Here is a 25,379-nt window from a genome sequence, read left to right as displayed (position 1 = left end):
TCAACAAGTTATCTTACAGATTCCCGCATCTCTCTCAAGAGGGTCCGGTAACGCAGTTGAGCACCGCGCAGATGCCGTCGCATGGCCTCGCGGGCACCTTCCTCGTCGCCATTGGAAATGGCCGCCACAATGGCATTATGTTCGTCGTCCAGCAGTTTGATATAAGCCGCCTGATCGGCCTCGGAGTCGTCCGGTCGCAGAGCCGCGCGTGGGATGAGATTGCGTCCGATCATCGTGAGAAATTCACGGAAACGGGGATTATTTGTCGCCTCGGCGATGGCGAGATGCAGTGCGAAATCCGCCTCGCTTGTCGGCTTTGCGGCTTCCAGGCAGGCGCGGACAGCGTCATGTCGCTCGAGGATGACTTCTTCCTGCGCCGGCGACCGCCGGAGCGCTGCGAGCCCCGCGGCCTCCACTTCCACCGCGGTTCTGAGCTCGAGCAGTTCGATCATCGACGACACCCGAGCAAGATCGGTATTCGAAAGCGAGAGCATCGTCGGGCGGTTTGGCGCGGAGGTCTCCAGCACGAAGACGCCGGCGCCTTGCCGCGCCTCGACCAGCCGGTCGGCACGAAGTGCTGCTATCGCCTCTCGCACAACGGTGCGGCTGACACCGTGGGCCGCCGTCAGCTGCGCTTCGCTCGGTAGTTTCGAGCCTGGCGGAAACTGGCCGCTGGCAATTGCTCGCCGGAGCGTTTCGTCAAGCTGGGACACGAGCGTTCCTGATTTTTTGCCCGTATCCGAATTCGTCTCCACGCTCATATGCTTCCTCATCGTTTCCGCTACGCCGAATGCGGCACTTGGACAGCGCGTCACTCTAACGCTCACTTCCATAACATGTATGATAAGTTTGGATGCTTGTCATCAACAACGTTCGCGCCGCGCGGAGAAGCGCGGTTGCTGATGCTGCTGGGAGATGGATGGAAGAGGCGGCGCAGTTGCCGCTTCAGCCTTGAGAAGCCAACGCGTTTTCAGGTTTGGCTGATGCCGCAATCACAGGTGCGGCAATGAGAGCAAGCGCCGTGGCGGAGGCAAAGAATATGCCGTAGCCGAAGGCATTGGCCACCTGGCCGGCCAGCATTCCGCCGACGATGCTGACCAAGGCGTCCATGCACTGAAAGATGGTAAAGTCGATTCCAGCCTGCCTTGGATCCGACCAGCGCATGAACTGGGCGTAGAGCGCGACGAAGCCGAAAGCCATGATGCCGGACGAACTGCCGATCGCCGCGACGATAAGCAGGCTTTCCGGGAGCAGTTTCGTAAAGCCCGCAAAGCTGAACAACGCCAGAAAAGCGGCCTGAACAAGGAGTGAGAGTGCCAGCACCCATCGCACCCCCCAGAGCCTGACGCAGAGCCCGCCGAGAAGCGCCGCGGCCAAGCCCACGAAAAGGCTTCCCACTCCGTTCAACAGACCGATCGTCGCCACGTCGAAACCGGAATCGACAAGGAAAGGCCCGATCATCCCGAGCGCTGTTTTCTGCGCTATGACGAAGATCGCCGAAACCAGGAGGCCGCGCCGCAGTTCCGGTCGTCTCAGCGGCGCGACGAGCGATGGAACGTGCTGACGGGTTTCCTCCGGAAGGTCCCGCGCAGCGCCGAAGAGGAAGGGCAGGCCGAGGAGGAGCAGGATCGCTGCCATCGTCCAGGATGCCCAGGACCAGCCGAAGATCCCGACCAGGTAGAGGAAGAGGCCTCCGCCTATGGCTGAACCGAGATAGGCGCCGCCGACCTGAGCAGCGTTACCCCAGCCATGCTGCGCCTTGGACAGGGTTTGAACGGCAAAGCCGTCACAGGCAATGTCGACCGTCGAGGCGGCAAAGGCCACGATGGTCAGGCAGGCGAGCAAGGGAAAGGCCGCGCTCGGCGTCAGGCTCCCGACCAGCAACATACCCAGGATCGAGATCAAACCGCCTGTCGCGACGATCTCGGCGGACCGGTTCTTACCTCTTGGCGGCAGCCGGTAGCGCTCCACCCAGGGCGACCAGAGGAATTTGAGCGCCCAGGGCAGTGCGATCAGCGAAACGTAACCGATCTGGTCGAGCGGCACGCCCTCCGCGCGCATGATTGCGGGAAGGCCGGCCCAGGTGATGCCGCCGATGACGCTTTGCGCCACGTAAAGTCCGCCGATCCCCGCAAGCACGAACAGCGGCGAGGGCGGATTGCTGACCTTTGTCTCAGCCATCAGAAGCGATAGCGCAGGCTGCCATAGACCGTGCGCCCTTCGTCCCAATAGCAGTTGCCTGCCGAGCAGATTGCCTTCTGTGTATCGAACAGGTTCTTGGCATTCACCTGAAGGGTCAGCCCCTTGAGGTCCGGGTTCTGGTAGCCGAAGTCATAGGAGATGGCGGCGTCCACCAAAGTGCGCGAATCGTTCTTGAACGTGTTGGTGTCGTCGCCATAGCTTTCGCCGATATAGCGGACGCCGGCGCCAAGACCGAGCCCGGCCAGCGGGCCGTCTTCAAAGAGATAGTGCCCCCAGAGAGAAGCGATGTGGTTCGGTGTCGCGGAAAGCTGGTTGCCCACCGTGCCTGCCAGTCCCTTGTCTATCTCCATGCGCATATAGGTATAGGAGGCGATCAGGCTGAAGCCGTTGTCGAACGAGGCGTTTGCTTCGAGTTCGATGCCGCGCGAATGCAGGTCGAGCTGGCGCTGAACCTGATTGCCGTCGGCGTCGAACGTGCCGTCGTAGACGACGCCATCGGTCTGCTTGATATCGAAGTAATTGGCCGTGATAACGGTGTTGGTATCGGGGATCTCATACTTCACGCCCACTTCGACCTGATCGGCCAGCGTCGGTTTGGCAATAGATCTGACGCCAGAGGCGTCATACACGAAGCCGAGATTGGGTGAGAACGACCGCGAATAGTTGGCATAGGGTATTACGCCCCATTCGGTTTCGTAAGATATGCCAACCCGGCCCGAGAAGGCGCTATCGGTATTGTCGATCTCCGTCAGGGCGGCGGTGACGCTGTGCGACTTCGCCCAGTCCTGCCGGCCGGTTACGAAGAACGTCCACTTGTCCCATTCCATCTGATCGTGGAGATAGAGGCCGTATTGGTCCATCTCCTGGCTGCCGGAGAAAAAGAAAGGCTGCGACTTCAAATCGTCGATCGACACGAAGGAAGAGGCGGAACGGGCGCTGTAGTCCGTCCAGCTGTAGTTGAAGCCGGCTACGGCAGTATGGCTGACCGGGCCGGTGTCGAACTCGAACTGCGCCATGTTGTCGATGCTGAAGTTCTTCACGTGCTCCTTGTAGTGTCCCCAATAGCGGGTGGGGGCGGCCGGATAGAAGCCGCTATACTGGAGATCTGCATCCACGTCGTGATAACGCAGGTTCTGACGCAGCGTGACGACGTCGTTCAGGCGATGCTCCAGTTCGTAGCCGATGCGGCCCTGCTTGGTCGTGAAGTCGTTCCAGTCGGGATCGCCGGCGTAGGTCCGCGAAACCGTCCCATAGGTTGGGTTGTCGTAGAAGGCCGTGCCGCCGGTGACCGAGCGGGAATATTCGCCGAGCAGGGTAAACTTGGTGTCCTCGTCCGGCTTCCAGGTGAAGGCGGGGGCGATATAGAAGGTGTCGTCCGGGTAGCCTTCTATATGCGTATCGCTCTTCCGGCCGAGCGCCGTGAGGCGGTAAAGAAGCGTGTCTTCTTCATCCACTGGTCCTGACAGATCGACTGCCGCCTGATACCGGTTGTCCTGGCCGACCACCGTCTCGACTTCATGGAAGGGTTCGTCCTTAGGGCGCTTGGTGACGAGATTGACGATGCCGCCGGGGCCGCTCACGCCGTAGAGCGATGAGGCAGGTCCTTTCAGTACCGTGATGCCCTCCAATCCGTAAGGTTCGGTACGGAACCAGGCGGAGGGACCGTTGAACTGCTTCAGGCCGTCGCGGAAAAGACCGGTATAATAGGCCGGGAAGCCGCGAAGATAAAAAGCGTCATATCGGGAATCGTAGCCGAACGTATTCGGATTGGCACCTGCCGTGTAGCTCAGCGATTCATTGAGCGTGCGCGGTTTCTGGTCTTCGATCTGATCCTGCGTAACGACCGAAACGGCTTGTGGAATCTTGATGATCGGGGTGTCGACCTTGGTTCCGATCCGATCGGATTTTGCCACATAACCGTCCTGAACGAGGATGTCGTCGCTTTCCGATTCGAGAACGATCGGTGCGAGCGTGGTATCGGCATTGGGGTCCTGAGCGTTAGCCCAGCCACAGGAGGTGATGACCACGCCCGCCGACAGGAGGCCTATACGCACTTTGATTCTCATAAACTTGTCCCCGATACTCATGAATGGCCCGAGGTCACAAATATGATATTGTCTGTCAAGTATTAATGGCGATCGGGCGGGGGACAATCGGCAGATATCGGCCCGTGTATCCGATGGGCATCAGATGGCGGAACGAAAGCTGCGTCGTTTTTCGGGTGACCGGTGCGCATTCTTGTTTCGAGACCTCCCACCCACCACATGCGATTCTTCTTCCGCTTCTTTCATTTTCAGAAGCTGAATGTCTGGAGTTCTGCCATGGGTTTCATCGACATCAATCCTCCCGTTCCCGAGGATGGCGCCCTGCTCGACGCCTATTCGGAGACTGTCGCCGGCGCGGTCGATCGCGTCGGTCCTGCGGTCAGCCGCATCGAACCACTTGGTGACAGCGGCCATGGTTCCGGCTTTGCCATATCGCCCGACGGACTGATCATCACCAACCACCATGTCGTCGGAGACGCGAAAGCGGTACGCATCCGCAGTGCCGACGGCGCGGTGGGGCAGGCGAGCGTGCTCGGCCGCGATGCGGACACCGATATCGCACTCGTTCGTGCCGACATGGACGTCCAAGCCTGGGCCAGACTTGGCGATTCGAAGACACTGCGCCGCGGCCATGTCGCAATCGCAATCGGCAATCCACTCGGCTTCGACTGGTCGGTCACGGCGGGCGTCGTCTCGGCGCTCGGTCGCTCGATGAGGGCGTCGACCGGCCGGCTGATCGAAGACGTTGTGCAGACGGACGCGGCGCTCAATCCCGGCAATTCCGGAGGACCGCTCGTATCGGCCGCCGGAGAAGTCGTCGGTGTCAACACGGCCGTCATCCAGGGCGCACAGGGCATCGCTTTCGCCGTCGCCTCCAACACGGCGAATTTCGTGGTCTCCGAAATTCTGCGTTTCGGGCATGTGCGCCGGGCCTTCGTCGGTATCGTCGTCGATACGATAGCGCTGCCGCGTCGGATCGCCCTGAAGGCCGGCATGACCCAGGAGACGACGGTGCGCATTCGCCGCATCGATCCCGGCAGTCCCGCGGAGAGGGCCGGGCTGAAGGAAGGGGATTTTATCCTGGCGATCGACGGCCAGCCGGTCGCCGGCGGCGATGATCTCATCCGCCTCCTGGATGGTACGCGAATAGGCACGGAAACGCCGATTGCCCTCTATGACCTCGATTCGCGGATCACCCACCGGGTGCTGGTTCCCGCGGCACGGCCGACGACCAGATAGTCATGCCAGCCGGCGTCGGTCGGCCGTGTTTCTGATCAGGATCGTTGCTGCGTGCATCGGAATAGACGCGGTGATAGACGGCGATGGAAATTGAAACTTGTGGCGGCTCTCGCTACGATTTGGCCGAAACACGCGCGGGGGATCGGTTGTCGAAAAGTATCGGGTTTTGGGCTGTAGCCTCTTTTGCACTCCTATCGGCTGAGGCATCGGCCCAGGTTCAATGGCAGCCGGTCGAACAGGTGCAGACCTATCCCGTCACCGGAGATTCCGGGATCGATCTCTATGCGTCGATCGGCGAACGGGGCCCAAAGGTTGGGAAGGAGGTGCGCGCCATTGCGCATACCAACTTCAAGCTCACCTGGACGAGGAAATACGAACCGCAGCCGAATGGAGCCTGTATCCTGGTCTCGGCAAAACCAAAGCTCATCGTCACCTACCTGGTGCCGAAGCCCGTTTCGCCTCTGTCGCCGGAGCTCAAGAGGAAATGGGATACGTTCATCGCCGGGGTGCGCCGGCACGAAGACGTGCACGGGGTCATGATCGTCGACATGGTGAAGGAGATCGAGCGGACGAGCGTCGGCCTCACCGTCGCCAACGATCCGAAATGCGCAAAGATCAGGACCGAGCTGACTGCAAAGCTGGGTGAGATTTCCAAGGCGCAACGCAAGCGCAGCAGTGATTTCGACAAGATGGAGATGAACGAGGGCGGCAATGTCCATCAGCTCATTCTGAACCTGGTGAACGGCAAATAGCCGCCAGTAGCCGCCGGCGCGGCTGCCAGTGACTATTCAACAAGGCGGCGTAACTAGCTCTCGCCGCTAAGCAAGCGGTTCATCTCTTGCGCATCAGATTGACGACCAGTACGCCGAGGATCGCCATGATGCCGCCTGCAGCTCCGATGACGGTCGGCACCTCGCCGAGCCAGAAAAAGCCGATCAGGGTGGCGGTCGGGGGAACGCCATAGAGGAAGTTCGCGGCCCGGGCGGCGGAGAGGCGCTTCAATGCGATGGCCCAGGTGACGTAGCCGATGACGGTCGGAAAGATGACCAGATAGGCGACGCTCCAGTTCACGTCGGCGGGTGCGACGGCGAGAGCCTGTATCGTGGAGGGAACCGCAGGCAGCAGGGGAATGGAACCGATCAGCATCAGCCAGGCCGTGACGGCGAGCACCGGCATACGACCGAGAAGGGGTTTCTGCATAACGCTTGCCACTGCCGAGCAGAGGGCGGCACCGAGAATAAGGATCGCGTTCGGGTCGAGATCGAAGCCGTTTTCGCTCGAAATCGCGATCAGAGCGACGCCGGCAAAGGAGACCGCCGTGCCGACCCAACCCCATCGCCCGAACCGTTCGCCCAGGACGAAGGTCGCGATCAGCGCGGTGAAGACGGGCATCGTGTTGATTATGAAGCTTGCCGGGCCGGCGGCGACCGTCCGCTCGCCCATATTCAGGAGGACCGCGTAAGCTGCAATGAACAGGATTGCCGCGACCGAGAGCCTCAAGACATCCCGTCTTGCCGGAAGCATGGGTCTGGCCGCGGCGAGATAAAGGACTGCGATCAAGGCTGCCGAGACATAGCGCGCGGCGGCGAGTTCGACGGGGGTCAGCGATCCCAGGCCGATACGGATGGCTGCGAAGGACGAAGCCCAGAAAATGATAGTCACGAGGATCGCTGCGAAAGCGATCCAGTCAAATCCCTGTCTTTCACTCATCGTTTGAGATTCCAGCGCAACAGTGCTCATGTCTGCCTCCGTCTGACGTTGTCAAGACTGACTTACGCTCTTGGTCTATGCTTGAAAAGCAACGCGATCGATGATCATATGTGCGTATGGTTCACAGCTCCCAGGCTTTGCCGCCGCTCGATACTCTGGAGACATTTGCCCGCGCCGCGCGTCTCGGGTCCTTTTCCGCTGCAGCGGAGGAGGGCGGCGTGACGCACGGGGCCGTGTCTCGGCAGGTATCGCGGTTGGAACGCTGGATGGGTGTCCGGCTTTTCCTGCGAGAAGCGCGGGGCGTGACGCTGACGCCGGAGGGGATCCGGTTTTTCGCCCGCGCCGAGGAGGCGCTTGCGCTCCTCGGCAATACGGACGAGCGATGGCTGCCGCGGCGCAACAAGACGGTGGTGCGGCTTTCGGTGACGCCATCCGTCGCGTCGCTCTGGCTGTTCTCACGGCTGCCCGGGCTGGAAGGAGACGACATTCATCTCGAACTGGTGCTCGAGCATCGCCTAGCCGATTTCAGCGAGGGGATCGATCTTGCGATCCGTTGCGGAAAAGGGCCGTGGGCCGGGGTGCGCAGCCTGCCGCTCTGGCAGGAGAAGCTCTACCCGATCGCCGCGCCTGTGCTGGCGGAACGCCTAGGCCCCCATCCCGACGCAAAGTCGCTGCTCGAATGGCCGATCCTGCACGATTCCAACATCGAAGCCTGGCGACGCTGGCTGGCGGACGAAGGGGTGAACTACGTGCCGCGCGGTCATGACCGGCGCTTCGAGGATTACAACCTCGTGATCGATGCCTGTTCGCACGGACTAGGCGTTGCGCTCGCCCGTCCGCCGCTTGCCGACGCGGCGATCGCCAACGGCCGGATCGTGAGGGTTTCGGAGAGAACGGTCGATCATCACGTCGCCTTTCATCTTATCCGATCCAACGAGGCTTTGCGCGGGGCGGCGGCGCAATTTGCCCAACGATTTCTGCGCGAGGCGGGGCACGACGAGCCGGCGATCGCCGCCTTCCTCTCGCCAGGGCGGATGAGGTGAGCCCTATTTTTCATATGGAATAGGATGTTGTCTCTTCGGGCCGCTGTTCTACTTCCTCCGGCAGACGAAGCCGAGGAACGTTCATGGACACCAAAGCAACGATCGCACGCATCTGGCGGGGCCGAACGCTGGCCGAGGCGGCCGACGAATATGAGGCTTATCTGCGCGAGGTCGGGATTCCGCCGCTCGAGAAAACGGCCCTTGCGGTACAGCTCTTTCGCGATGACCTCGGCGCCGAGACCGAGTTCATCACGACCTCCTATTGGCGGGATTTCAACTCGATGGCGGCGTTTACGGGCGGCGATCCGGATAAGGTCCATCACCTCGACCGCGATCCCGAATTCCTCGTCGCTCTTCCGGAGAGGGTGGCAATCACGAAGATCCTGATCGACCGGTAAAAATCGAGCGACTGGGGTCACGCGGTCCCGGATTGAAGGTAGCTGATCACCGCGTCGGCGATCATGCCCTTGTGGCGCTGCAGCGTCTCCGGTTCGGATAGATCGCGGCGGAAGATCGTGCCGAACGTGTAGCGATTCGAGACGCGGAAAAAGCAGAAGGCGCTTATCAGCATATGCACGTCGATCGGATCGGCTCTTCTCGTGAAGACGCCGCCGGCGATGCCGCGGTCGAGAACCGATGCGATCGTCTCGATGATGGAAACGTTCAGGTCACGGATCGCGTCCGAACGCAGCATGTGGGCCGCGTGGTGGATGTTCTCGATACTGACCAGGCGCACGAAGTCCGGATTGGTTTCATCATGCTCGAACGTGGTGGAGATCAGCGTCCGCAACGCCTGCTCCGGCGGCAGATTGGAAAGCTGGAGATCGGCTTCCAATGTACGGATCTTGCGATAGGCGCGCTCCAGAACGGCGAGATAAAGGCCTTCCTTGCTGCCGAAATAATAGTAGATCATCCGCTTTGAGGTGCGGGTCTTTTCCGCGATGGCGTCGACGCGGCCGCCCGCGAGGCCATGGGTGGAAAACTCCTCCGTGGCGACCTCCAGGATATCCTCCTGCGTGCGCTGCGGATCGTTCTTCCTGGTGTTTTGGCGTTTCGCTGCCATCCCCAAAGCCGCCTCTTCGAATTTTCACATCTTTTCCAAAGTCATAGCGGGCCGCTTCGGCAATTTCAACAGATCATGCTTGACATACTCACTAGTTAGTACATTTTATCCAAAAGCCAGCGGCCCTGAGGAGGCGGCGCTGGTTAAGCTTCTTGTCAGGTGCGGGGTGTGACATTTTAGAGGTCACCGCGACAGGCTAGGTGGCGGAAGCTTGGGGAGGACTGAATGACACGAATCATCGATTTCTATTTCTTTGCCTTGAAGGTGATCATCGCGCTGCTGCTGGCAGCCATGGTCGTGCTCGTCTTCGGCAATGTGGTGCTGCGTTACGCCTTCAATCAGGGCATCACCGCTTCCGAAGAGCTTTCGCGGGTTTTCTTCGTCTGGCTGACTTTCCTTGGTGCTGTTGTCGCAATGCGCGAGCACGGCCATCTCGGGGTCGATTCGCTCTTGAGGCGGCTGCCGCCGGCCTTGGCCAAGATAGCTGTGCTGCTGGGGCACGGGCTGATGCTTGGCGCCACGTGGCTGATGGTGAGCGGAAGCTGGACCCAGACGATTATCAACCTGCCTGCCAGCATGCCGGCCACGGGCATTTCGATGGGCTGGTTCTACGGAGCCGGGCTTGCCTTCGGTGTCCCGACCTTCCTCATCATTCTCTATGACGCCTTTCAGGTGGCGACTGGCCGCATCGACCTTGCGACCGCTCATCTCGTCCGGGACAGCGAGGAAGAGGTCGCCCTCGACAGCCACCCGGAAGCCGCCGTCGCCGGCGCCACCAAGGTCTGAGGAGAGCCGCCATGACATTGACTATTTTCCTCGGCGCACTTCTCGGCCCCATGGCGCTCGGCGTACCGATCGCGTTCGCGCTCATTCTCAGCGGCGTCGCGCTGATGATGTATATGGACATCTTCGACGCGCAGATCGTTGCCCAGAACGTGCTCAACGGCGCCGACAGTTTCCCTCTGATGGCGGTGCCCTTTTTCCTGCTTGCCGGCGAGATCATGAACACCGGAGGCTTGTCGAAGCGTATCGTCAATCTCGCCATGGCGATGGTCGGCCATATTCGCGGCGGTCTCGGCTTCGTCGCAATCTTTGCCGCCTGCATCCTGTCCAGCCTTTCCGGCTCCGCGGTGGCGGATGCTGCGGCGCTGGGTGCGTTGCTCTTTCCGATGATGATCAAGTCCGGTCATGATCCGGCCCGCACCGGCGGCCTCCTGGCTTCGGCCTCGGTCATCGGCCCGATCATTCCGCCGTCGATCGGTTTCATTCTCTATGGCGTTATCGGCGGCGTTTCGATCACCAAGCTTTTCCTCGCCGGTATCGTGCCGGGTCTGCTGATTGCCCTGGCGCTCTGCATCACCTGGCTGATCGTTGCGAGAAAGGAGCAGTTCGAGCTCCCGCCGCGACAGAGCCGGCAGGTCCGTATCGAGGCGTTCCTTGAAAGCATCTGGGCGCTGATGCTGCCGGTCATCATCATTGTCGGGCTGAAATTCGGGGTCTTTACTCCGACGGAAGCCGGCGTGGTTGCTGCCGTCTATTCGCTCTTCGTGTCGATGGTGGTCTATCGTGAACTGGCGCCCTCGCAGCTCTTTTCCGTCTTCGTCGCGGCGGGGAAAATTACGGCGGTGGTGATGTTCCTGGTCGCCTGTGCGGCAGTCTCCGCCTGGCTCATCACGGTCGCCGACGTGCCGGGCAGTCTCGTTGCACTCATCGAACCTCTGATGGACAACCAGACCCTTCTGCTTATTGCGATCATGGTGCTGATCGTGGTCGTCGGCACGGCGATGGACATGACGCCCACCATCCTGGTCATGACCCCCGTACTGATGCCGATCATCAAGCAGGCGGGCATCGATCCGGTTTACTTCGGCGTGCTGTTCATCATCAACAATTCGATCGGCCTCATCACGCCGCCGGTCGGCACCGTGCTCAACGTCATCTGCGGCGTGTCCAAGCTGTCGATGGAAGATCTCATGAAGGGTGTGATGCCTTTCATGATCGCCGAGCTGATCGTCCTTTTCCTTCTCGTTCTCTTCCCGCAGCTGGTGACCGTGCCGGTCGCCTGGTTCGCGCGGTGAGACCGAAAGGTGCCTTTGCAAGTGCATGTCAACCGGCCGCGAAGATCCCGGCCATTCTTTGGGAGGAAACTATGTTCGACAAGATGATGAAACTGGCGCTGGGAATTGCCCTGCCGGCACTGCTGTTTGCGGGCACGGCATCGGCCGAGATCGGCGCGCATACGCTTAAGTTCGCAGCCGCCAACAACAAGGGCCATCCGCAGGTCACCGGGATGGAGAAATTCGCCGAAATCGTCAAGGCAAAGAGCGGCGGCAAGATCGACGTGAAGCTGTTCCCGGGCGGCGTTCTCGGCGGCGACGTCCAGACCGTCTCGGCGCTGCAGGGCGGCGTGGTGGAAATGCTGGTGCTGAACGCCGGCATTCTGGCGAGCAATGTCAAGGCCTTCGGTGCCGTCGATCTGCCGTTCCTCTTCAACAGCGGCGAGGAAGCGGACAAGGTGATGGACGGCGCGTTCGGCAAGAGCCTCGCCGACAAGCTGCCGGCGACCGGTCTCGTCGGACTTGCCTATTGGGAACTCGGCTTCCGTAACCTGACCAACGAACGCCGCCCCGTGACAAAGCTGGAGGACATCAAGGGCCTGAAGATCCGCACTCTGCAGTCGCCGATCCCGATCGAGATGTTCAACAGCCTCGGCGCCAACGCCGTGCCGCTGCCTTATACCGAACTCTATACGGCGCTTGAAACCGGCACGGTGGACGGTCAGGAAAATCCGGCCGCCAACATCATCAACGCCAAGTTCTACGAAGTCCAGAAGTACATGACGCTCTCGCGTCACCAGTACAATCCGCAGATCGTGCTGATCAGCAAGAAGTTCTGGGACAAGCTGAACGACGAGGAGAAGGCAGTGCTCCAGTCGGCGGCGACCGAGGCGCGCGACTTCCAGCGCAAGGTTTCGCGTGACGCGGATGCGAAGGCCGTGGCCGAGATCAAGGAGAAGGGCATGCAGGTCGACGAACTCAGCGCGGCCGAAACCCAGAAGCTTCGCGATGCCGTGAAGCCGCTGATCGACAAGTTCAGCGCCGACATCGGTGCCGATACCGTCTCGTTGCTCTTCAAGGAACTCGACGCCGCACGCAAGAAGTGACCCTTCCATCGGCCCGTCCTGAAGGGGCGGGCCGATCCACCCACGCATACGAGGCACGAAAATGATGGCCGAAACATTGCTGAAACCGTTGAAGGCCGGGCTGATCGGCGCCGGCATCCAGGCCTCGCTGACGCCCGCCATGCACATGAAGGAAGGTGCTGCACAGGGCATTCGCTACGACTACGAGCTCATCGATCTGAACCAGATCGGCCGGACGCCGGACAGCCTGCCGGACCTGCTGGGCGATGCTGAAGCAAGAGGTCTGAGCGGTCTCAATATCACCCATCCGTGCAAGCAGCTCGTCATTCCTTATCTCGATGAACTCTCCGATGAGGCGAGGGCGCTGGGGGCGGTCAATACGGTTGTGCTGAAGGACGGAAAGCGCTTTGGCCATAACACCGACTGGTGGGGCTTTGCCGAAAGTTTCAAGCGCGGTTTGCCCGGTGCGGATCTGCAGGCGGCGGTTCAGCTCGGTGCCGGTGGCGCTGGCGTCGCCACTGCTTACGCCATTCTGTCCCTCGGCCTGAAGAAGCTGACGGTTGTCGACCGCGAGCCGGAGAGAGCGGAGCAGCTGGCAGAAAGCATGTCGGCACTTTTCCCGGATGCCATGATTTCGGCTTCGAACGACATTGCTTCGGCCATGGAGTCGGCGTCGGGATTGGTTCACGCGACGCCGACCGGCATGGCGAAATATCCGGGTGTGCCGCTGCCGCCCGACCTTTTGAAGCCGCATCACTGGGTGGCGGAGATCGTCTATTTTCCGCTGGAAACGGAGCTTCTGACGAAGGCCAGAGCGCGCGGATGCCAGGTTCTCAACGGCGGCGGTATGGCCGTCTTTCAAGCTGTAGGTGCCTTCCGGCTCTTCACCGGCCGGGAGCCGGATGTCAGCCGCATGATACAACATTTCGAGACCATGACCGCTTGATTGCCTATGCCGGCGGATCCTGAAATCTGCCGGTGTCCTACGGGCCGGTCGCTGTTTCTTCTTCGACAGGCAGACCAGGATTTAAGTCTGGCGATCCCTGGATGGCTTATTATAGTGGGCGGGCCGCGCTTTTGCGGCCTCTCGTCGCCCGCAATCTTCCTCCAGGTAGTTTTTCCATGACGCTTGCCATTTCCGCCAGAGACATTGACGACCTTGCGCTGATCGAGGAACTGAAGCGCTGGGTCGAGATAGAAACGCCGACATCTAGTGCAGAGGCCGTCAACCGTCTTGCCGATCGTGTCGAGGCACTGGGCCGACAGGCGGGCTTCGAGATCGAGCGGCTGCCGGGTACGCTCGGCTTCGGCGATATCCTGGCGGTCCGTTCTCCTCGCCCGGCCGGCAGCAATGAAAAGACCCTGCTCGTCCTTGCCCATCTGGATACGGTGCATGCGGAAGGCGTCATCGCTAAGCAACTGCCACTGCGCCAGGAGGGCGACAAACTTTACGGTCCCGGCATCTATGACATGAAGTCCGGTGCCCTGATGGCGTTCGAAGCCATGAAGTTTGCCGTCAAACAGTCAAGCCATATGCCGATCGACCTGATCTTCGTGCCGGATGAAGAAACGGGCAGCCTTTCTTCGCGGGCCTTCATGGAGGATGCTGCGCGGAAGGCCGGATATGCGCTTGTCGTGGAACCCGCGCGCGATGGCGGCAAGATCGTCGTCGCCCGCAAGGGCGTCGCCATGTATGACGTTACCGTCCACGGTCGCGCGGCTCATGCGGGGGTAAGGCCGCAGGCGGGCCGCAGCGCGATTCGCGCCGCCGCCCGGCTGGTGCTCGAACTGGAGGCGCTCAATGACATGGAACGGGGCATAACCGTAACCGTCGGCACCATTGAGGGCGGCACAGGACGCAATACCGTTCCTGCCGAATGCCGGCTGCAGGTCGATGTGCGCGTGCCCAACGAGGTCATCGGCAAGGAAGTGACGGGCAAGATCGAAGCGATGGTGCCGGTCGATCCCGACATCACGTTCGAGATCCTCGGCCAGATGAACCGGCCGCCTTTTGCGCAATCGGAAGAGGGCCGAAGATTGTTCGATGTCGCGGCCGCCATAGCCCTCGGCCTCGGTATCAAGCTTGAAGGCATGGCAACCGGTGGCGGATCGGACGGCAATTTCACCGCCGCCCTCGGTGTGCCGACGCTCGATGGTCTGGGTGCGGATGGTGCCGGTGCCCATACATTCGACGAGCATATCTTCTTGAGCAGCATTGCGCCGCGCACCGCATTGCTCGCCAATTTGATGATTTCGCTCCGGGCATAGATTAGGCCGGTAGCGGCACCTCGAAGGAGTTGCGGATACGACTCTTGCCGACATCGATGACGTGACGCATGGCGGCGATGGCTTTCTGGGGATCACGCGATGCGATCGCATGAGCGATCTTCAAGTGATTGTTGGCCACTTCGTCGATCATCTCGGGAGAGGCTGCCGGAGAGGATAGCTGGAATGATATCGCCAGTGCCGCCTCTATCAGAGCGCTCGCCGACCGCATGAACGGATTGCCGGACATCCGGGCGATGGCAAGATGGAACTCGAGATCCACATTGGCGATTGTTTCCGGAGTGTGGGAGAGATCATCAAATTTGGCGGCAATGGCATAGAGCGCGATGATGTCGTCGCTGGAGGCCCGCAAGGAAGCCGCCGCCGCCGCCGCGGGTTCGAGAGCCATTCGCATTTCCGCCAGGTGCTCGATGAACTCGTAGTCCAGCCCGGACTCGAAACGCCAGCCAAGAACGTCGGGATCGAAGAAGTTCCAGCTCGCCTTGTCGAGGACGCGGGTCCCGACCTTTGCTTTCGCTTCGACAAGCCGTTTGGCGGCAAGCGTCTTCATGGCTTCCCGAAGCACCGTGCGGGACACGCCGAAACGAGCCGAAAGTTCGGCATCACCGGGAAGCAGCGACCCTTCCGGTATCTTCCCGGATACGATCCCGCGACCCAGCTCCGCCACCACATGCGCGTGGTTGCTGCGGCGCTTTCGTCCACTGATCGTCGTTTCCAGAAGACCCAATCAAACCTCCCTAAGCCGTCCCTCGGCCAATCGCCTATTCGAATACCAGATGATTCCGCGCTGCAACACAATGAATATGAAGAGCAGGATGCCAATGACGATCTTGGTCCACCAGGAAGACAGCGTACCATCGAAGACGATGTATGTCTGGATAAGGCCTTGAATGAGAATGCCGACGAACGTTCCTGCGACGAGGCCGACGCCGCCTGTCAACAACGTGCCGCCGATGACCACGGCCGCGATCGCGTCCAGCTCGACGCCGACGGTCGCCAGCGAATAGCCCGAAGATGTGTAGAGCGTATAGGCAATCCCGGAGAGACCGGACAGGAAACCGGAGAGCGCATATATGCCGATGGTCGTCGGCCCCACGGGGACACCCATCAGTTCCGCGGACTGTTCGCTGCCGCCGATCGCGTAGACATTGGCACCAAAGCGGGTGCGCCCAGCAACGAAGGCTCCGATGATGAAGACCAGCAGCATCAGCATTGCGAGCGCTGTCAGCCTGCCTCCGCCCGGAATTCGGAAGTAGAAGCTCTGGATCGTGTCGATCATCTCGTGCGAGATCGGCACGGATTGGGTGGAGATGAGATAAGCCGCGCCACGCGCGAGAAACATTCCTGCAAGCGTGACCACGAACGGCGGGATGCCGAGATAGCGGATCATCGCTCCCATCAGGCTGCCGAACAGCGTCGAGATCACCAGCACTGCGGCAAAGGCGGCAAGCGGATGGACGCCGAGGGATCCGACCATCACGGCGACGAAGACGCTGGTGAACGCGATGACCGAACCGATGGACAGGTCTATGCCGCCCGAAAGGATCACGAATGTCATGCCGACAGCCGCAATGCCTAAGAATGCATTGTCGGTCAGGAGATTGCCGATCACTCGGGTGGACAGCATGTTCGGGAACTGCAGGATGCAGAGCGCGTAGGCAATGACGAAGATGCCGAGCGTGGTGACGAAGGGCAGGTTGCGGCTATGGATCATCGCGCTGCTCCTTCCGCTTTGCTGGTTGCGGTTTCAGGCCGGGTCTTCGCCGTTTTCATGAAGCCGAGCAGGTTCATGATCGCTGGAGATTGAAGTGTCAGCACCACGATGATGATGCCCGCCTTGATGATGAGGTTGAATTCCGGCGGGAATCCCGAGACCAGGATGCCGGTATTGATGGATTGGATGATCAAAGCGCCGATCAGCGAGGCCAGGATCGAGAAGCGCCCGCCATTCAGCGAGGTTCCGCCGATGACCACAGCCAGGATTGCGTCCAGCTCCAGCCAGAGACCGGCATTGTTGGCGTCGGCGCCACGGATGTCGGCGGTGACGATCAGGCCGGCTACGGCTGCGCAGATACCGGAAACGGCATAGACGAAGAACAGCAGGAAGCGAGCGCGGACGCCTGCAAGTGTCGCGGCGCGTCGGTTGATGCCGGTCGCCTCGATCAGAAGACCGAGAGCCGAACGTCGGACGAGCACGCCGATCAAAAGTGCCGCCAGGATCCAGATCAGGATCGGGATTGGTACGCCGCCCAGAGAGCCGGAACCGAGAGCCGAGAAGCCGTCATCGTTGAAGGTGAGGATGACGCCCTCGGTAATGAGCTGTGCGATGCCGCGCCCGGCCACCATCAGGATCAGGGTGGCAATGATCGGCTGTATGTCGAGGAGCGCGACGAGGACGCCGTTCCACAGACCGCAGACAAGGCCGACGCCGAGCGACGTCAGGATCACCACCGGCAGCGGGTAGCCCTTGCTGATGAGGGTTGCGGCAACGGCGCCGCAAATGGCGATCACCGCGCCGATCGAAAGGTCGATGCCCCGGGTTGCGATGACCAGTGTCATGCCGATCGTCAGCAGTGCCACCGGGGCAGCGCGCACCAGAATGTCGATCAAGCTGCCGTAGAGGCGGCCGTTCTGGAAGGAGACCGTAAGGAAGCCAGGGGCGATCGCAGTGATCAGCGCGAGGATGATCGCCAGCGCGGCGATCTGCGGAGCGAGGCGGCGCAAGCGGCGGGTAAGGCGGTTCATCACGCGGCCTCCGTGCGGGCTGACGTGGCGATCGCCTGCATGATATTGTCGGCGGTCAAGGCATCGCCTGACAGTTCCGCGACATGCCGGCGGTCCGAGAGCACGATGACCCGATGGGCGACCGCAGTCAGTTCCTCAAGTTCGGACGATATTACCACCAGGGACATGCCTTCGGAACACAGGCGCTCGATCATCTTAAGGATTTCCGCATGCGCGCCGATATCGATGCCGCGCGTCGGTTCGTCGAGGATCAGGAGGCGTGGCTCGGTCGCCAGCCAGCGGGCGAGTATCGCCTTCTGCTGATTGCCGCCGGAGAGGAATTTGATCGGCCGTTCGGGATCCGGGGGACGGATGTCGAGGGATTTGATGAAACTCTCGGCGAGGGCCTGCTTTTCGCGCGAAGAGATCGGCTTTGCCCAGCCCTGCCGGGCCTGTAGTGCGAGGGCGATGTTGTCGGCAACCGAGAAGTCGCCGATGATGCCATCCGTCTTGCGCTCCTCAGGGCAGAAGCCGAAGCCGTTGACGATCGCCGCCTCGGGTGAGCTGAGGGAAACCGGCTGGTTGTCTATCGTCGCAGTGCCGCTGTCGGCGCGGTCGATGCCGAAGAGCAAGAACGCGGTCTCGGTCCGGCCCGAGCCGAGAAGCCCGGCAATGCCGACCACTTCACCGGGGCGGATATCGAGGTCGAAGGGCGCCACGCTGCCGCGCTTGCCATAGCCAGCAAAGCGGATGGGAGCCTCGGCGGTTGCCGCAACCGTTTCTTCCTGCGCCTGATGTTCGCGGGTGATGTGCTGCAATTCGCGGCCGAGCATCATCGAAATGAGCTCCAGTTGCGGCAGTTCCGAAAGTTTGCGGGTGCCTACCAGGCGTCCGTTGCGCAAAACGGTGACGCGGTCGGCAATCGCATAAACCTGGTTCAGGAAATGGGTGATGATGATGATGCCGAGACCTTCTTCGCGAAGCCGGCGCAGCACCGAAAACAGCATCTCGACCTCATGGGAATCGAGGCTGGCGGTCGGCTCGTCGAGAACCAGGACCTTGCCGGACAGATCGACGGCGCGAGCGATCGCGACGATCTGGCGAACGGCGACGGAATAGGAGGAGAGCAGGGCGTCGACATCGATATCGAGGCCATAGCGTGCAAGCAGCGTCTTCGAGCGCTGGCGCATCTCGCGGCGGTCGATCAGGCCGAAGCGGTGCGGCTGGCGTCCAAGAAAGAGGTTTTCGGCCACCGTCAGGTTTTCCAGCAGATTGACTTCCTGGTAAACCGTGCCGATGCCGAGCGCCTGAGCCTCGGCCACGCTTGCCGGCGTCACGTCGCTACCGTCGAGGTGCATCGTTCCGCGGTCGCGGCTGTAAACCCCGGTCAAGATCTTGATCAGCGTTGATTTGCCGGCGCCGTTTTCGCCGAGCAGCGCGTGGATTTCGCCCCGCTCCAGAGAGAAGTCGACGCCGTCGAGCGCCGTGATGCCGAGGAAGGCTTTGCCTATGCCGCGGGCTTCCAGAAGAGAATAGGAGTCTGACATGCCGATATTCCCGCACGTATCAAAGAACCGGAGCGGTATGGGGGCTCCGCTCCGGTTTCAGTTAGCGCCCGGCCCAGAATGAAGAGCAGGCCGGGCGGCGGGAGGACTTAGTAGCCGAGACCCTTCTTGGACTCATAGACCTTCATCGGGTCATCCTTGGCCGTATAGAGCTTGGATTCCGTCTGGATCCACTTCGGCGGCTCTTTCTTGTTCTTCAGATAGGCTTCGAGCGCATCGAAGGCGGGACCGGCCATGTTCGGAGTCAATTCCACCGTCGCGTTGGCTTCGCCCTTGGCCATGGCCTGGAAGATATCCGGCACGGCATCGATCGAAAGGACCTTGATGTCGGTGCCCGGTTTCAGGCCGGCTTCCTTGATCGCCTGGATGGCGCCGACTGCCATGTCGTCATTGTGGGCGTAGACGGCGCAGATACCCTTGCCGCCGCCTTCGGCCTTGATGAAGCTCTCCATGACTTCCTTACCCTTGGTGCGGGTAAAGTCGCCGGTCTGCGAGCGGGCAATCTTGATGTTGGCGTGGCCGGTGATCGCCTGCTCAAAACCCTTCTTGCGGTTGATGGCGGGCGAAGAGCCGGTTGTTCCCTGCAATTCGACGACCTTGCAATCCTTGGAGCCGACTTCCTTGACCAGCCACTCGCCGGCGACCTTGCCTTCGAAGACGGTGTCGGACGTTACCGCGGTCAGGTAGAGGTCCTTCGGAGCATCGATTTCACGATCGAGCAGGATGACCGGGATTTTCTCTTCCTTGGCTTCCTTCAGGACAGCGTCCCAGCCGGTTGCCACGACCGGTGCGATGAAGATGGCGTCAACGCCCTGGGCGATGAAGCCGCGGATGGCCTTGATCTGGTTTTCCTGCTTCTGCTGTGCATCGGCAAATTTCAGATTCACGCCACGTTTTTGTGCTTCCTGTTTGGTAACGGTGGTTTCAGCCGCACGCCAGCCCGATTCGGAGCCGATCTGCGAGAAGCCAACGGTGAGTGATTGTGCGGATACGCCTGAAGCGAGAGTCAGACCGAATGCGACGGTAACCGCCGCGAGTGCCCTTTTCATCTTTAATCCTCCCAGAGATGAAGCAAACTGACGAGCGGAGGATGAGCATATAATATTACTTTTTCAAGAGGCATTTTGAGTGAAGTTGCCCCAAACTTCAGGTCGAACGCTTGTTCTCTATTTTTAAATTATTGATTTTACTGGATAATCACTTCTTAGAAAAATTTCCGGCGTGTTTAGAATGCTTCCGGATCGTTCTTGACAAGCGTGCGATCAATCCAATAGTCGTATTTATGGCCGCATCGGACCTGAAGGTTCTGATGGGAGGGCGCATGGTGGCAGGAGACGCCATGCAGGTTATGAAATCATTGGGTAACGGAATCGATGTTGCGCATTCTTCAGGTTAAAGATGGCAGCGGTAAGCTGCAGGTCGTCGCATGGGATGGAGAAGGGGCAGCCCGCGTCGTGCAGGGCGTTTCTTCGACTTATGAGCTTGCCCAGCAGGCGATCGCCGCCGGCCAGACTTTGGCGCAGCGCATCGATGCGGCGGGCCTGGGCGATATCGTGGATGTTCAAAGGGCTGCGGACGAGGGGCGTCTTGCCCTGCCGATCACGCATCCAGACCCCGGCCATTTCGTGGTGGCGGGGACGGGGCTCACACATCTCGGTTCCGCGGACGGTCGCGACAAGATGCACAAGGCGGCTCAGTCGTCGGAAAAGCCGACTGATTCCATGCGCATGTTCCTGATGGGCGTCGAGGGTGGCAAGCCTGCTCCCGGGCAGATCGGCGCGCAGCCGGAATGGTTCTACAAGGGTAATGGCACGCAGCTGCGCGCAACCGGTGACGATCTTGCATCGCCTGCCTTTGCCCTTGATGGCGGTGAAGAGCCGGAACTTGCCGGTATCTACCTGATCGGCCCGGACGGCACGCCCTTCCGCATTGGCTTCTGCCTCGCCAACGAGTTTTCCGACCACGTGACCGAAAAAGGCAACTATCTCTGGCTTGCCCATTCGAAACTTCGCCAGGCTTCGCTTGGCGCCGAGTTATTGGTCGGCGATCTGCCCGATCATGTGGAGGGAACGTCGCGGGTGCGCCGCGGCGATCAGGTGATCTTCGAAAAGCCCTTCCTTTCCGGGGAGGCGAACATGTCGCATACGATCGCCAATCTGGAACATCACAACTTCAAATACGAGCTGTTCCGCGAGCCGGGTGATCTTCATGTGCATTTCTTCGGCACGGCTACCCTTTCCTTCTCCGAGGGCGTAAAGACCGAGCCAGGCGATGTCTTCGAGATCGCTGCGGCGCCTTTCAAGCTGCCGCTCGTCAACCGGCTGACGGTTGCCGCCAACAAGGCGGTCACGATCAAAAAGCTCTGAGGGTGCCATGGCTTCCATTCGTCTCGCCATAGTCGGTCTCGGAAAGATCGCAAGGGATCAGCATCTCGGTGCGATCAAGGCAACCGAGGGCATCGAGTTGGTGGCTGTCGCGAGCCGCAATGCCCAACTCGATGGCGTCGCCTGTTTCCACGAAATCGGCGATCTGCTTGCGTCCGGCATGGAAATTGACGCCGTTTCGCTCTGTACTCCGCCCCAGGGCCGTTTCGAGCAGGCCAAGGCGGCGCTTGACGCAGGCAAGCACGTGATGCTCGAAAAGCCGCCGGGTGCGACGCTTTCCGAGGTCTATGCGTTGGAAGCGCTCGCCAAGGCGAAGGGGCTGACCCTGTTTTCGACTTGGCATTCCCGCGCGGCGGCTGCAGTCGAGCCGGCGCGTGCGCTGCTCGCCAAGCGAAAAATCCGCAGCGTGGCTGTCGAGTGGAAGGAAGACGTTCGTCACTGGCATCCGGGGCAGGCCTGGATCTGGGAGCCGGGCGGTCTGGGCGTATTCGATCCAGGCATCAATGCGCTGTCGATCGTCACTCAAATTATGCCTGAAAAATTCCATCTCACCAATTCCGAACTGACCTTCCCGGCCAACCGTGCGGCGCCGATTGCCGCAAGTCTCGCCTTCGAGACCGATAGGGGGCTTCCAGTGTCGGCGGAATTCGATTGGCGGCAGACAGGTCCGCAAACATGGGATATTCGAGTCGAGACCGATGAGGGTCCGGTCGTTTTGACACATGGCGGCAGCCGGCTTTTTGTCGATGGTCAAAACGCGATTCTCGAGGAGGATCGCGAGTACCGTAACCTCTATCGTGATTTCGTAGCATTGGTGGCTGCCGGCCGGAGTGATGCCGACTTTTCGCCGCTGGTGCATGTCGCCGATGCCTTCATGCTGGGCCGGCGCATTCAAACAGATGCATTCGAGGACTGATTATGAGCAATTCGGAAAACGCTCCATCCAATGAAATCGCCGAAACCGATCGGCGCCGGCAGGAAGTGAAGAAGCTCCGCTCGCGCGCCTGGTTCGACAACCCGGCGAATGTCGACATGACGGCGCTTTATCTCGAGCGTTACATGAATTTCGGTCTCAGCCAGGCAGAACTCCAGTCGGATCGGCCGATCATCGGCATCGCGCAGACCGGGTCTGATCTTTCTCCATGCAATCGCCATCATCTCGAACTCGCTCATCGCCTGCGCGAAGGCATCCGGGAAGCCGGCGGCATCGCGATCGAGTTCCCGGTCCACCCGATCCAGGAGACCGGCAAGCGTCCGACCGCAGGTCTCGACCGTAACCTCGCCTATCTCGGCCTCGTCGAGGTGCTCTACGGCTACCCGCTGGACGGCGTCGTTCTCACCATCGGTTGCGACAAGACGACTCCGGCCTGTCTCATGGCCGCTGCCACCGTCAACATCCCGGCGATCGCCTTGTCGGTCGGCCCCATGCTGAACGGGTGGTTCCGCGGCGAACGGACCGGTTCCGGCACGATCGTCTGGAAAGCGCGCGAGCTGCTCGCGAAGGGCGAGATCGATTATGCGGGCTTCGTCAAGCTCGTCGCGTCGTCTGCCCCGTCGACGGGTTACTGCAACACCATGGGCACGGCAACGACGATGAATTCACTTGCCGAGGCGCTCGGCATGCAGTTGCCGGGTTCGGCCGCAATCCCGGCACCCTATCGCGACCGTCAGGAAGTTTCCTACCTCACCGGTCTTCGCATCGTCGAGATGGTCAAGGAGGACCTGAAGCCTTCCGACATCCTGACCAAGGAAGCCTTCATCAACGCGATCCGCGTCAACTCGGCGATCGGCGGTTCCACCAATGCTCCGATCCATCTGAATGCGCTGGCGCGCCACATCGGCGTCGATCTTACCGTCGACGACTGGCAGACTTATGGTGAAGAGGTGCCGCTGCTGGTCAACCTCCAGCCGGCCGGCGAATATCTCGGCGAGGATTACTATCATGCGGGCGGCGTGCCGGCCGTCGTCAATCAGCTCATGGAACAGGGCCTCATCAACGAGGACGCTATGACCGTGAACGGCAAGACGATCGGCGAGAACTGCCGCGGCGCCATTATCGAGGATGCCAAGGTTATTCGCCGTTACGAAGAGCCGCTCAAGGCGCGGGCCGGTTTCCGGGTGCTGCGCGGCAACCTCTTCTCCTCCGCCATCATGAAGACCAGCGTCATCTCGCCGGAATTCCGTGAGCGTTATCTGTCGAACCCGAATGACCCGGAAGCTTTCGAGGGCCGCGCCGTGGTGTTCGACGGACCGGAGGATTATCATCACCGGATCGACGATCCGTCGCTGGAGATCGACGAGCACACCGTCCTCTTCATGCGCGGCGCCGGCCCGATCGGTTATCCAGGGGCTGCGGAAGTGGTGAACATGCGTGCGCCCGACTACCTGTTGAAAAGGGGCATCACGTCGCTGGCGTGCATCGGCGATGGACGCCAGTCGGGTACATCAGGCAGCCCGTCCATCCTCAACGCGTCGCCTGAGGCGGCGGCCGGGGGCGGCCTGGCTCTGTTGCGTACCGGCGACCGCGTGCGAATCGATCTCGGACGGGGCACGGCCGACATCCTGATCTCTGACGAAGAATTAACCGAACGCCGTAAGGCTTTGGAAGCAAACGGCGGCTACGAATATCCGAAGCATCAGACCCCCTGGCAGGAAATCCAGCGCGGCATCGTGGGTCAGATGGAAACCGGCGCGGTTCTGGAACCGGCCATCAAATACCAGCGGATCGCCCAGACAGCCGGGCTGCCGCGCGATAACCACTGATCGGTAACGATCCCCAGGGGCGGCGGGGGGCCGCCCTAACCTTAGCTACGGCGGCTCAAGGAGAGCCGACCTCAAGGAGGAGTACTACATGAGCATTTTGAAGTATATGACCACGGCTGCCATGCTGGCGGGCCTGGCCTTTGCGGCACCTGCCGCAGCCCAGGAAAAGGGTCTCGTCGGCGTTGCCATGCCGACCAAGTCTTCGGCGCGCTGGATCGCCGACGGCGACAACATGGTGAAGGTGCTCAAGGAGCGCGGCTACAAGGTCGACCTGCAGTATGCGGAAGACGACGTTCCGAACCAGCTCTCGCAGATCGAGAACATGATCACCAAGGGTGCGAAGGTTCTCGTCGTGGCCTCGATCGACGGCACGACGCTCTCCGACGTGCTGCAGCAGGCCGCTGACCAGAAGATCAAGGTCATCGCCTACGACCGCCTGATCCGCGATACGCCGAATGTCGACTACTACGCCACCTTCGACAACTTCCAGGTCGGCGTGCAGCAGGCAACGTCGCTCGTGAAGGGCCTGAAGGCTGACACCGAAAAGGGTCCGTTCTACATCGAACTCTTCGGCGGTTCCCCGGACGACAACAACGCCTACTTCTTCTACAACGGTGCGATGAGCGTGCTTCAGCCGCTGATCGACAAGGGTACGCTGATCGTCGGCAGCGGTCAGGCCGGCATGGATCAGGTTGCGACCCTTCGTTGGGACGGCGCGACTGCACAGTCCCGCATGGACGCGATCCTTTCCTCCACCTATTCCGACAAGAAGCTGAACGGCGTTCTGTCTCCCTATGACGGCATCTCCATCGGCATCCTGTCTTCGCTGAAGGGCGTTGGTTATGGCAGCGGCGACATGCCGATGCCGATTGTCAGCGGTCAGGATGCGGAAGTACCGTCCGTCAAGTCGATCCTCGCCGGCGAGCAGTATTCCACGATCTTCAAGGACACCCGCGAACTTGCTAAGGTGACTGTCGATATGGTGGATGCAGCCATGAGCGGCAAGGAACCCCAGGTGAACGACACGAAGACCTACGACAACGGCAAAAAGGTCGTTCCGTCCTACCTGCTGAAGCCTGTTATCGTCGACAAGACGAACTGGAAAGAAGTCCTGATCGGCAGCGGCTACTACACCGAAGCCCAGGTCAAGTAATGTCATCGACCCGCGCAGCGGAGCAATCCGCTGCGCGGGCTTTCTAATCGCGGAGTGATC

23 protein-coding genes are annotated in these 25,379 nt (G+C 60.8%); 13 read left to right on the top strand and 10 right to left on the bottom strand.

Features of this window, described 5'->3' with window-relative positions:
* Positions 1-8 precede the first annotated feature (8 nt).
* The 3 genes from C5L13_RS14500 to C5L13_RS14490 all read right to left on the bottom strand — a co-directional run bounded on the left by C5L13_RS14500 (position 9) and on the right by C5L13_RS14490 (position 4,268).
* On the bottom strand, positions 9-761 hold the full coding sequence (locus C5L13_RS14500; RefSeq protein WP_105384005.1) for a FadR/GntR family transcriptional regulator: 753 nt from the start codon (positions 759-761) through the stop codon (positions 9-11).
* A 184-nt stretch (positions 762-945) separates the two neighbouring features.
* The gene (locus tag C5L13_RS14495) at positions 946-2,181 is read right to left on the bottom strand and encodes an MFS transporter (RefSeq protein WP_105384004.1); all 1,236 of its coding nucleotides are present in this window, start codon (positions 2,179-2,181) and stop codon (positions 946-948) included.
* A complete protein-coding gene (locus C5L13_RS14490; RefSeq protein WP_105384003.1) occupies positions 2,181-4,268 on the bottom strand; it encodes a TonB-dependent siderophore receptor in 2,088 nt (695 codons plus the stop codon). The genes C5L13_RS14495 and C5L13_RS14490 overlap by 1 nt, the downstream gene beginning before the upstream one ends.
* 255 nt (positions 4,269-4,523) lie before the next feature.
* On the opposite strand from C5L13_RS14490, the gene C5L13_RS14485 reads away from it, so the two are divergent.
* Both C5L13_RS14485 and C5L13_RS14480 read left to right on the top strand, forming a co-directional pair.
* Positions 4,524-5,486 (top strand): S1C family serine protease, encoded by a 963-nt coding sequence (locus C5L13_RS14485; protein WP_105384306.1) that lies wholly within the window; start codon positions 4,524-4,526, stop codon positions 5,484-5,486.
* 146 nt (positions 5,487-5,632) lie between these two features.
* Positions 5,633-6,238, top strand: coding sequence for a DUF922 domain-containing Zn-dependent protease (locus C5L13_RS14480; RefSeq protein ID WP_407070428.1), 606 nt, complete (start codon positions 5,633-5,635; stop codon positions 6,236-6,238).
* Between the two features lie 79 nt (positions 6,239-6,317).
* Here the strand turns inward: C5L13_RS14480 and C5L13_RS14475 are convergent, their stop codons facing one another.
* The gene (locus C5L13_RS14475) at positions 6,318-7,226 is read right to left on the bottom strand and encodes a DMT family transporter (protein ID WP_105384001.1); all 909 of its coding nucleotides are present in this window, start codon (positions 7,224-7,226) and stop codon (positions 6,318-6,320) included.
* Positions 7,227-7,312: 86 nt separating this feature from the next.
* Between C5L13_RS14475 and C5L13_RS14470 the strand changes: the two genes are divergently transcribed.
* Positions 7,313-8,239, top strand: coding sequence for a LysR family transcriptional regulator (locus tag C5L13_RS14470; RefSeq protein ID WP_105384000.1), 927 nt, complete (start codon positions 7,313-7,315; stop codon positions 8,237-8,239).
* Between the two features lie 83 nt (positions 8,240-8,322).
* Positions 8,323-8,637 (top strand): hypothetical protein, encoded by a 315-nt coding sequence (locus C5L13_RS14465; protein ID WP_105383999.1) that lies wholly within the window; start codon positions 8,323-8,325, stop codon positions 8,635-8,637.
* A 17-nt stretch (positions 8,638-8,654) separates the two neighbouring features.
* On the opposite strand, the gene C5L13_RS14460 is transcribed toward C5L13_RS14465, so the two are convergent.
* On the bottom strand, positions 8,655-9,302 hold the full coding sequence (locus C5L13_RS14460) for a TetR family transcriptional regulator (protein ID WP_105383998.1): 648 nt from the start codon (positions 9,300-9,302) through the stop codon (positions 8,655-8,657).
* Between the two features lie 225 nt (positions 9,303-9,527).
* Here C5L13_RS14460 and C5L13_RS14455 point away from each other — a divergent pair, with 225 nt between their 5' ends.
* The 5 genes from C5L13_RS14455 to C5L13_RS14435 all read left to right on the top strand — a co-directional run bounded on the left by C5L13_RS14455 (position 9,528) and on the right by C5L13_RS14435 (position 14,712).
* Entirely contained in the window at positions 9,528-10,088 is a 561-nt protein-coding gene (locus C5L13_RS14455; protein ID WP_105383997.1) for a TRAP transporter small permease, read from the top strand.
* Between the two features lie 11 nt (positions 10,089-10,099).
* On the top strand, positions 10,100-11,380 hold the full coding sequence (locus C5L13_RS14450) for a TRAP transporter large permease (protein ID WP_105383996.1): 1,281 nt from the start codon (positions 10,100-10,102) through the stop codon (positions 11,378-11,380).
* 71 nt (positions 11,381-11,451) lie between these two features.
* On the top strand, positions 11,452-12,465 hold the full coding sequence (locus C5L13_RS14445; protein ID WP_105383995.1) for a TRAP transporter substrate-binding protein: 1,014 nt from the start codon (positions 11,452-11,454) through the stop codon (positions 12,463-12,465).
* Positions 12,466-12,529: 64 nt separating this feature from the next.
* Positions 12,530-13,390 (top strand): shikimate dehydrogenase, encoded by an 861-nt coding sequence (locus C5L13_RS14440; protein WP_105383994.1) that lies wholly within the window; start codon positions 12,530-12,532, stop codon positions 13,388-13,390.
* 176 nt (positions 13,391-13,566) lie between these two features.
* Positions 13,567-14,712 (top strand): M20 family metallopeptidase, encoded by a 1,146-nt coding sequence (locus C5L13_RS14435; protein WP_105384305.1) that lies wholly within the window; start codon positions 13,567-13,569, stop codon positions 14,710-14,712.
* Position 14,713: 1 nt separating this feature from the next.
* On the opposite strand, the gene C5L13_RS14430 is transcribed toward C5L13_RS14435, so the two are convergent.
* The 5 genes from C5L13_RS14430 to ytfQ all read right to left on the bottom strand — a co-directional run bounded on the left by C5L13_RS14430 (position 14,714) and on the right by ytfQ (position 20,068).
* Entirely contained in the window at positions 14,714-15,457 is a 744-nt protein-coding gene (locus tag C5L13_RS14430) for a FadR/GntR family transcriptional regulator (RefSeq protein ID WP_105383993.1), read from the bottom strand.
* Positions 15,458-16,444, bottom strand: a complete 987-nt coding sequence (gene yjfF / locus C5L13_RS14425) for a galactofuranose ABC transporter, permease protein YjfF (RefSeq protein WP_105383992.1) — start codon at positions 16,442-16,444, stop codon at positions 15,458-15,460.
* On the bottom strand, positions 16,441-17,475 hold the full coding sequence (locus C5L13_RS14420) for an ABC transporter permease (protein ID WP_170117274.1): 1,035 nt from the start codon (positions 17,473-17,475) through the stop codon (positions 16,441-16,443). The genes yjfF and C5L13_RS14420 overlap by 4 nt, the downstream gene beginning before the upstream one ends.
* A complete protein-coding gene (ytfR, locus tag C5L13_RS14415; RefSeq protein WP_105383990.1) occupies positions 17,475-19,001 on the bottom strand; it encodes a galactofuranose ABC transporter, ATP-binding protein YtfR in 1,527 nt (508 codons plus the stop codon). Before ytfR ends, C5L13_RS14420 begins: the two co-directional genes overlap by 1 nt.
* A gap of 107 nt (positions 19,002-19,108) precedes the next feature.
* Entirely contained in the window at positions 19,109-20,068 is a 960-nt protein-coding gene (gene ytfQ / locus C5L13_RS14410) for a galactofuranose ABC transporter, galactofuranose-binding protein YtfQ (RefSeq protein WP_105383989.1), read from the bottom strand.
* Positions 20,069-20,392: 324 nt separating this feature from the next.
* Between ytfQ and araD1 the strand changes: the two genes are divergently transcribed.
* From araD1 to chvE, 4 genes are all read left to right on the top strand, one after another.
* The gene (gene araD1, locus C5L13_RS14405) at positions 20,393-21,385 is read left to right on the top strand and encodes an AraD1 family protein (protein WP_105383988.1); all 993 of its coding nucleotides are present in this window, start codon (positions 20,393-20,395) and stop codon (positions 21,383-21,385) included.
* 7 nt (positions 21,386-21,392) lie between these two features.
* Positions 21,393-22,319: a Gfo/Idh/MocA family protein gene (locus C5L13_RS14400; RefSeq protein WP_105383987.1), complete on the top strand. Its 927-nt coding sequence runs from the start codon at positions 21,393-21,395 to the stop codon at positions 22,317-22,319.
* 2 nt (positions 22,320-22,321) lie between these two features.
* Complete coding sequence (locus tag C5L13_RS14395) at positions 22,322-24,166, top strand: IlvD/Edd family dehydratase (protein ID WP_105383986.1); 1,845 nt, start codon at positions 22,322-22,324, stop codon at positions 24,164-24,166.
* 106 nt (positions 24,167-24,272) lie between these two features.
* Positions 24,273-25,319, top strand: a complete 1,047-nt coding sequence (gene chvE / locus C5L13_RS14390; protein ID WP_407070432.1) for a multiple monosaccharide ABC transporter substrate-binding protein — start codon at positions 24,273-24,275, stop codon at positions 25,317-25,319.
* The last annotated feature ends 60 nt before the right edge of the window (positions 25,320-25,379 follow it).

Origin of the sequence: Neorhizobium alkalisoli (assembly GCF_002968635.1) — a bacterium.
Classification (GTDB): domain Bacteria; phylum Pseudomonadota; class Alphaproteobacteria; order Rhizobiales; family Rhizobiaceae; genus Neorhizobium; species Neorhizobium alkalisoli.
The sequence above is the reverse complement of the archived record's forward strand: the minus strand, read 5'-3'. Positions and strand labels throughout refer to the sequence as shown.

Bases quoted from the DNA above. Each gene is read 5' to 3' on its own strand.
- C5L13_RS14500 (WP_105384005.1), bottom strand. From the start codon at position 761: ATGAGCGTGGAGACGAATTCGGATACGGGCAAAAAATCAGGAACGCTC.
- C5L13_RS14495 (WP_105384004.1), bottom strand. From the start codon at position 2,181: ATGGCTGAGACAAAGGTCAGCAATCCGCCCTCGCCGCTGTTCGTGCTT.
- C5L13_RS14490 (WP_105384003.1), bottom strand. From the start codon at position 4,268: ATGAGAATCAAAGTGCGTATAGGCCTCCTGTCGGCGGGCGTGGTCATC.
- C5L13_RS14485 (WP_105384306.1), top strand. From the start codon at position 4,524: ATGGGTTTCATCGACATCAATCCTCCCGTTCCCGAGGATGGCGCCCTG.
- C5L13_RS14475 (WP_105384001.1), bottom strand. From the start codon at position 7,226: ATGAGCACTGTTGCGCTGGAATCTCAAACGATGAGTGAAAGACAGGGA.
- C5L13_RS14470 (WP_105384000.1), top strand. From the start codon at position 7,313: ATGGTTCACAGCTCCCAGGCTTTGCCGCCGCTCGATACTCTGGAGACA.
- C5L13_RS14465 (WP_105383999.1), top strand. From the start codon at position 8,323: ATGGACACCAAAGCAACGATCGCACGCATCTGGCGGGGCCGAACGCTG.
- C5L13_RS14460 (WP_105383998.1), bottom strand. From the start codon at position 9,302: ATGGCAGCGAAACGCCAAAACACCAGGAAGAACGATCCGCAGCGCACG.
- C5L13_RS14455 (WP_105383997.1), top strand. From the start codon at position 9,528: ATGACACGAATCATCGATTTCTATTTCTTTGCCTTGAAGGTGATCATC.
- C5L13_RS14450 (WP_105383996.1), top strand. From the start codon at position 10,100: ATGACATTGACTATTTTCCTCGGCGCACTTCTCGGCCCCATGGCGCTC.
- C5L13_RS14445 (WP_105383995.1), top strand. From the start codon at position 11,452: ATGTTCGACAAGATGATGAAACTGGCGCTGGGAATTGCCCTGCCGGCA.
- C5L13_RS14440 (WP_105383994.1), top strand. From the start codon at position 12,530: ATGGCCGAAACATTGCTGAAACCGTTGAAGGCCGGGCTGATCGGCGCC.
- C5L13_RS14435 (WP_105384305.1), top strand. From the start codon at position 13,567: ATGACGCTTGCCATTTCCGCCAGAGACATTGACGACCTTGCGCTGATC.
- yjfF (WP_105383992.1), bottom strand. From the start codon at position 16,444: ATGATCCATAGCCGCAACCTGCCCTTCGTCACCACGCTCGGCATCTTC.
- C5L13_RS14420 (WP_170117274.1), bottom strand. From the start codon at position 17,475: ATGAACCGCCTTACCCGCCGCTTGCGCCGCCTCGCTCCGCAGATCGCC.
- ytfR (WP_105383990.1), bottom strand. From the start codon at position 19,001: ATGTCAGACTCCTATTCTCTTCTGGAAGCCCGCGGCATAGGCAAAGCC.
- ytfQ (WP_105383989.1), bottom strand. From the start codon at position 20,068: ATGAAAAGGGCACTCGCGGCGGTTACCGTCGCATTCGGTCTGACTCTC.
- araD1 (WP_105383988.1), top strand. From the start codon at position 20,393: ATGTTGCGCATTCTTCAGGTTAAAGATGGCAGCGGTAAGCTGCAGGTC.
- C5L13_RS14400 (WP_105383987.1), top strand. From the start codon at position 21,393: ATGGCTTCCATTCGTCTCGCCATAGTCGGTCTCGGAAAGATCGCAAGG.
- C5L13_RS14395 (WP_105383986.1), top strand. From the start codon at position 22,322: ATGAGCAATTCGGAAAACGCTCCATCCAATGAAATCGCCGAAACCGAT.
- chvE (WP_407070432.1), top strand. From the start codon at position 24,273: ATGACCACGGCTGCCATGCTGGCGGGCCTGGCCTTTGCGGCACCTGCC.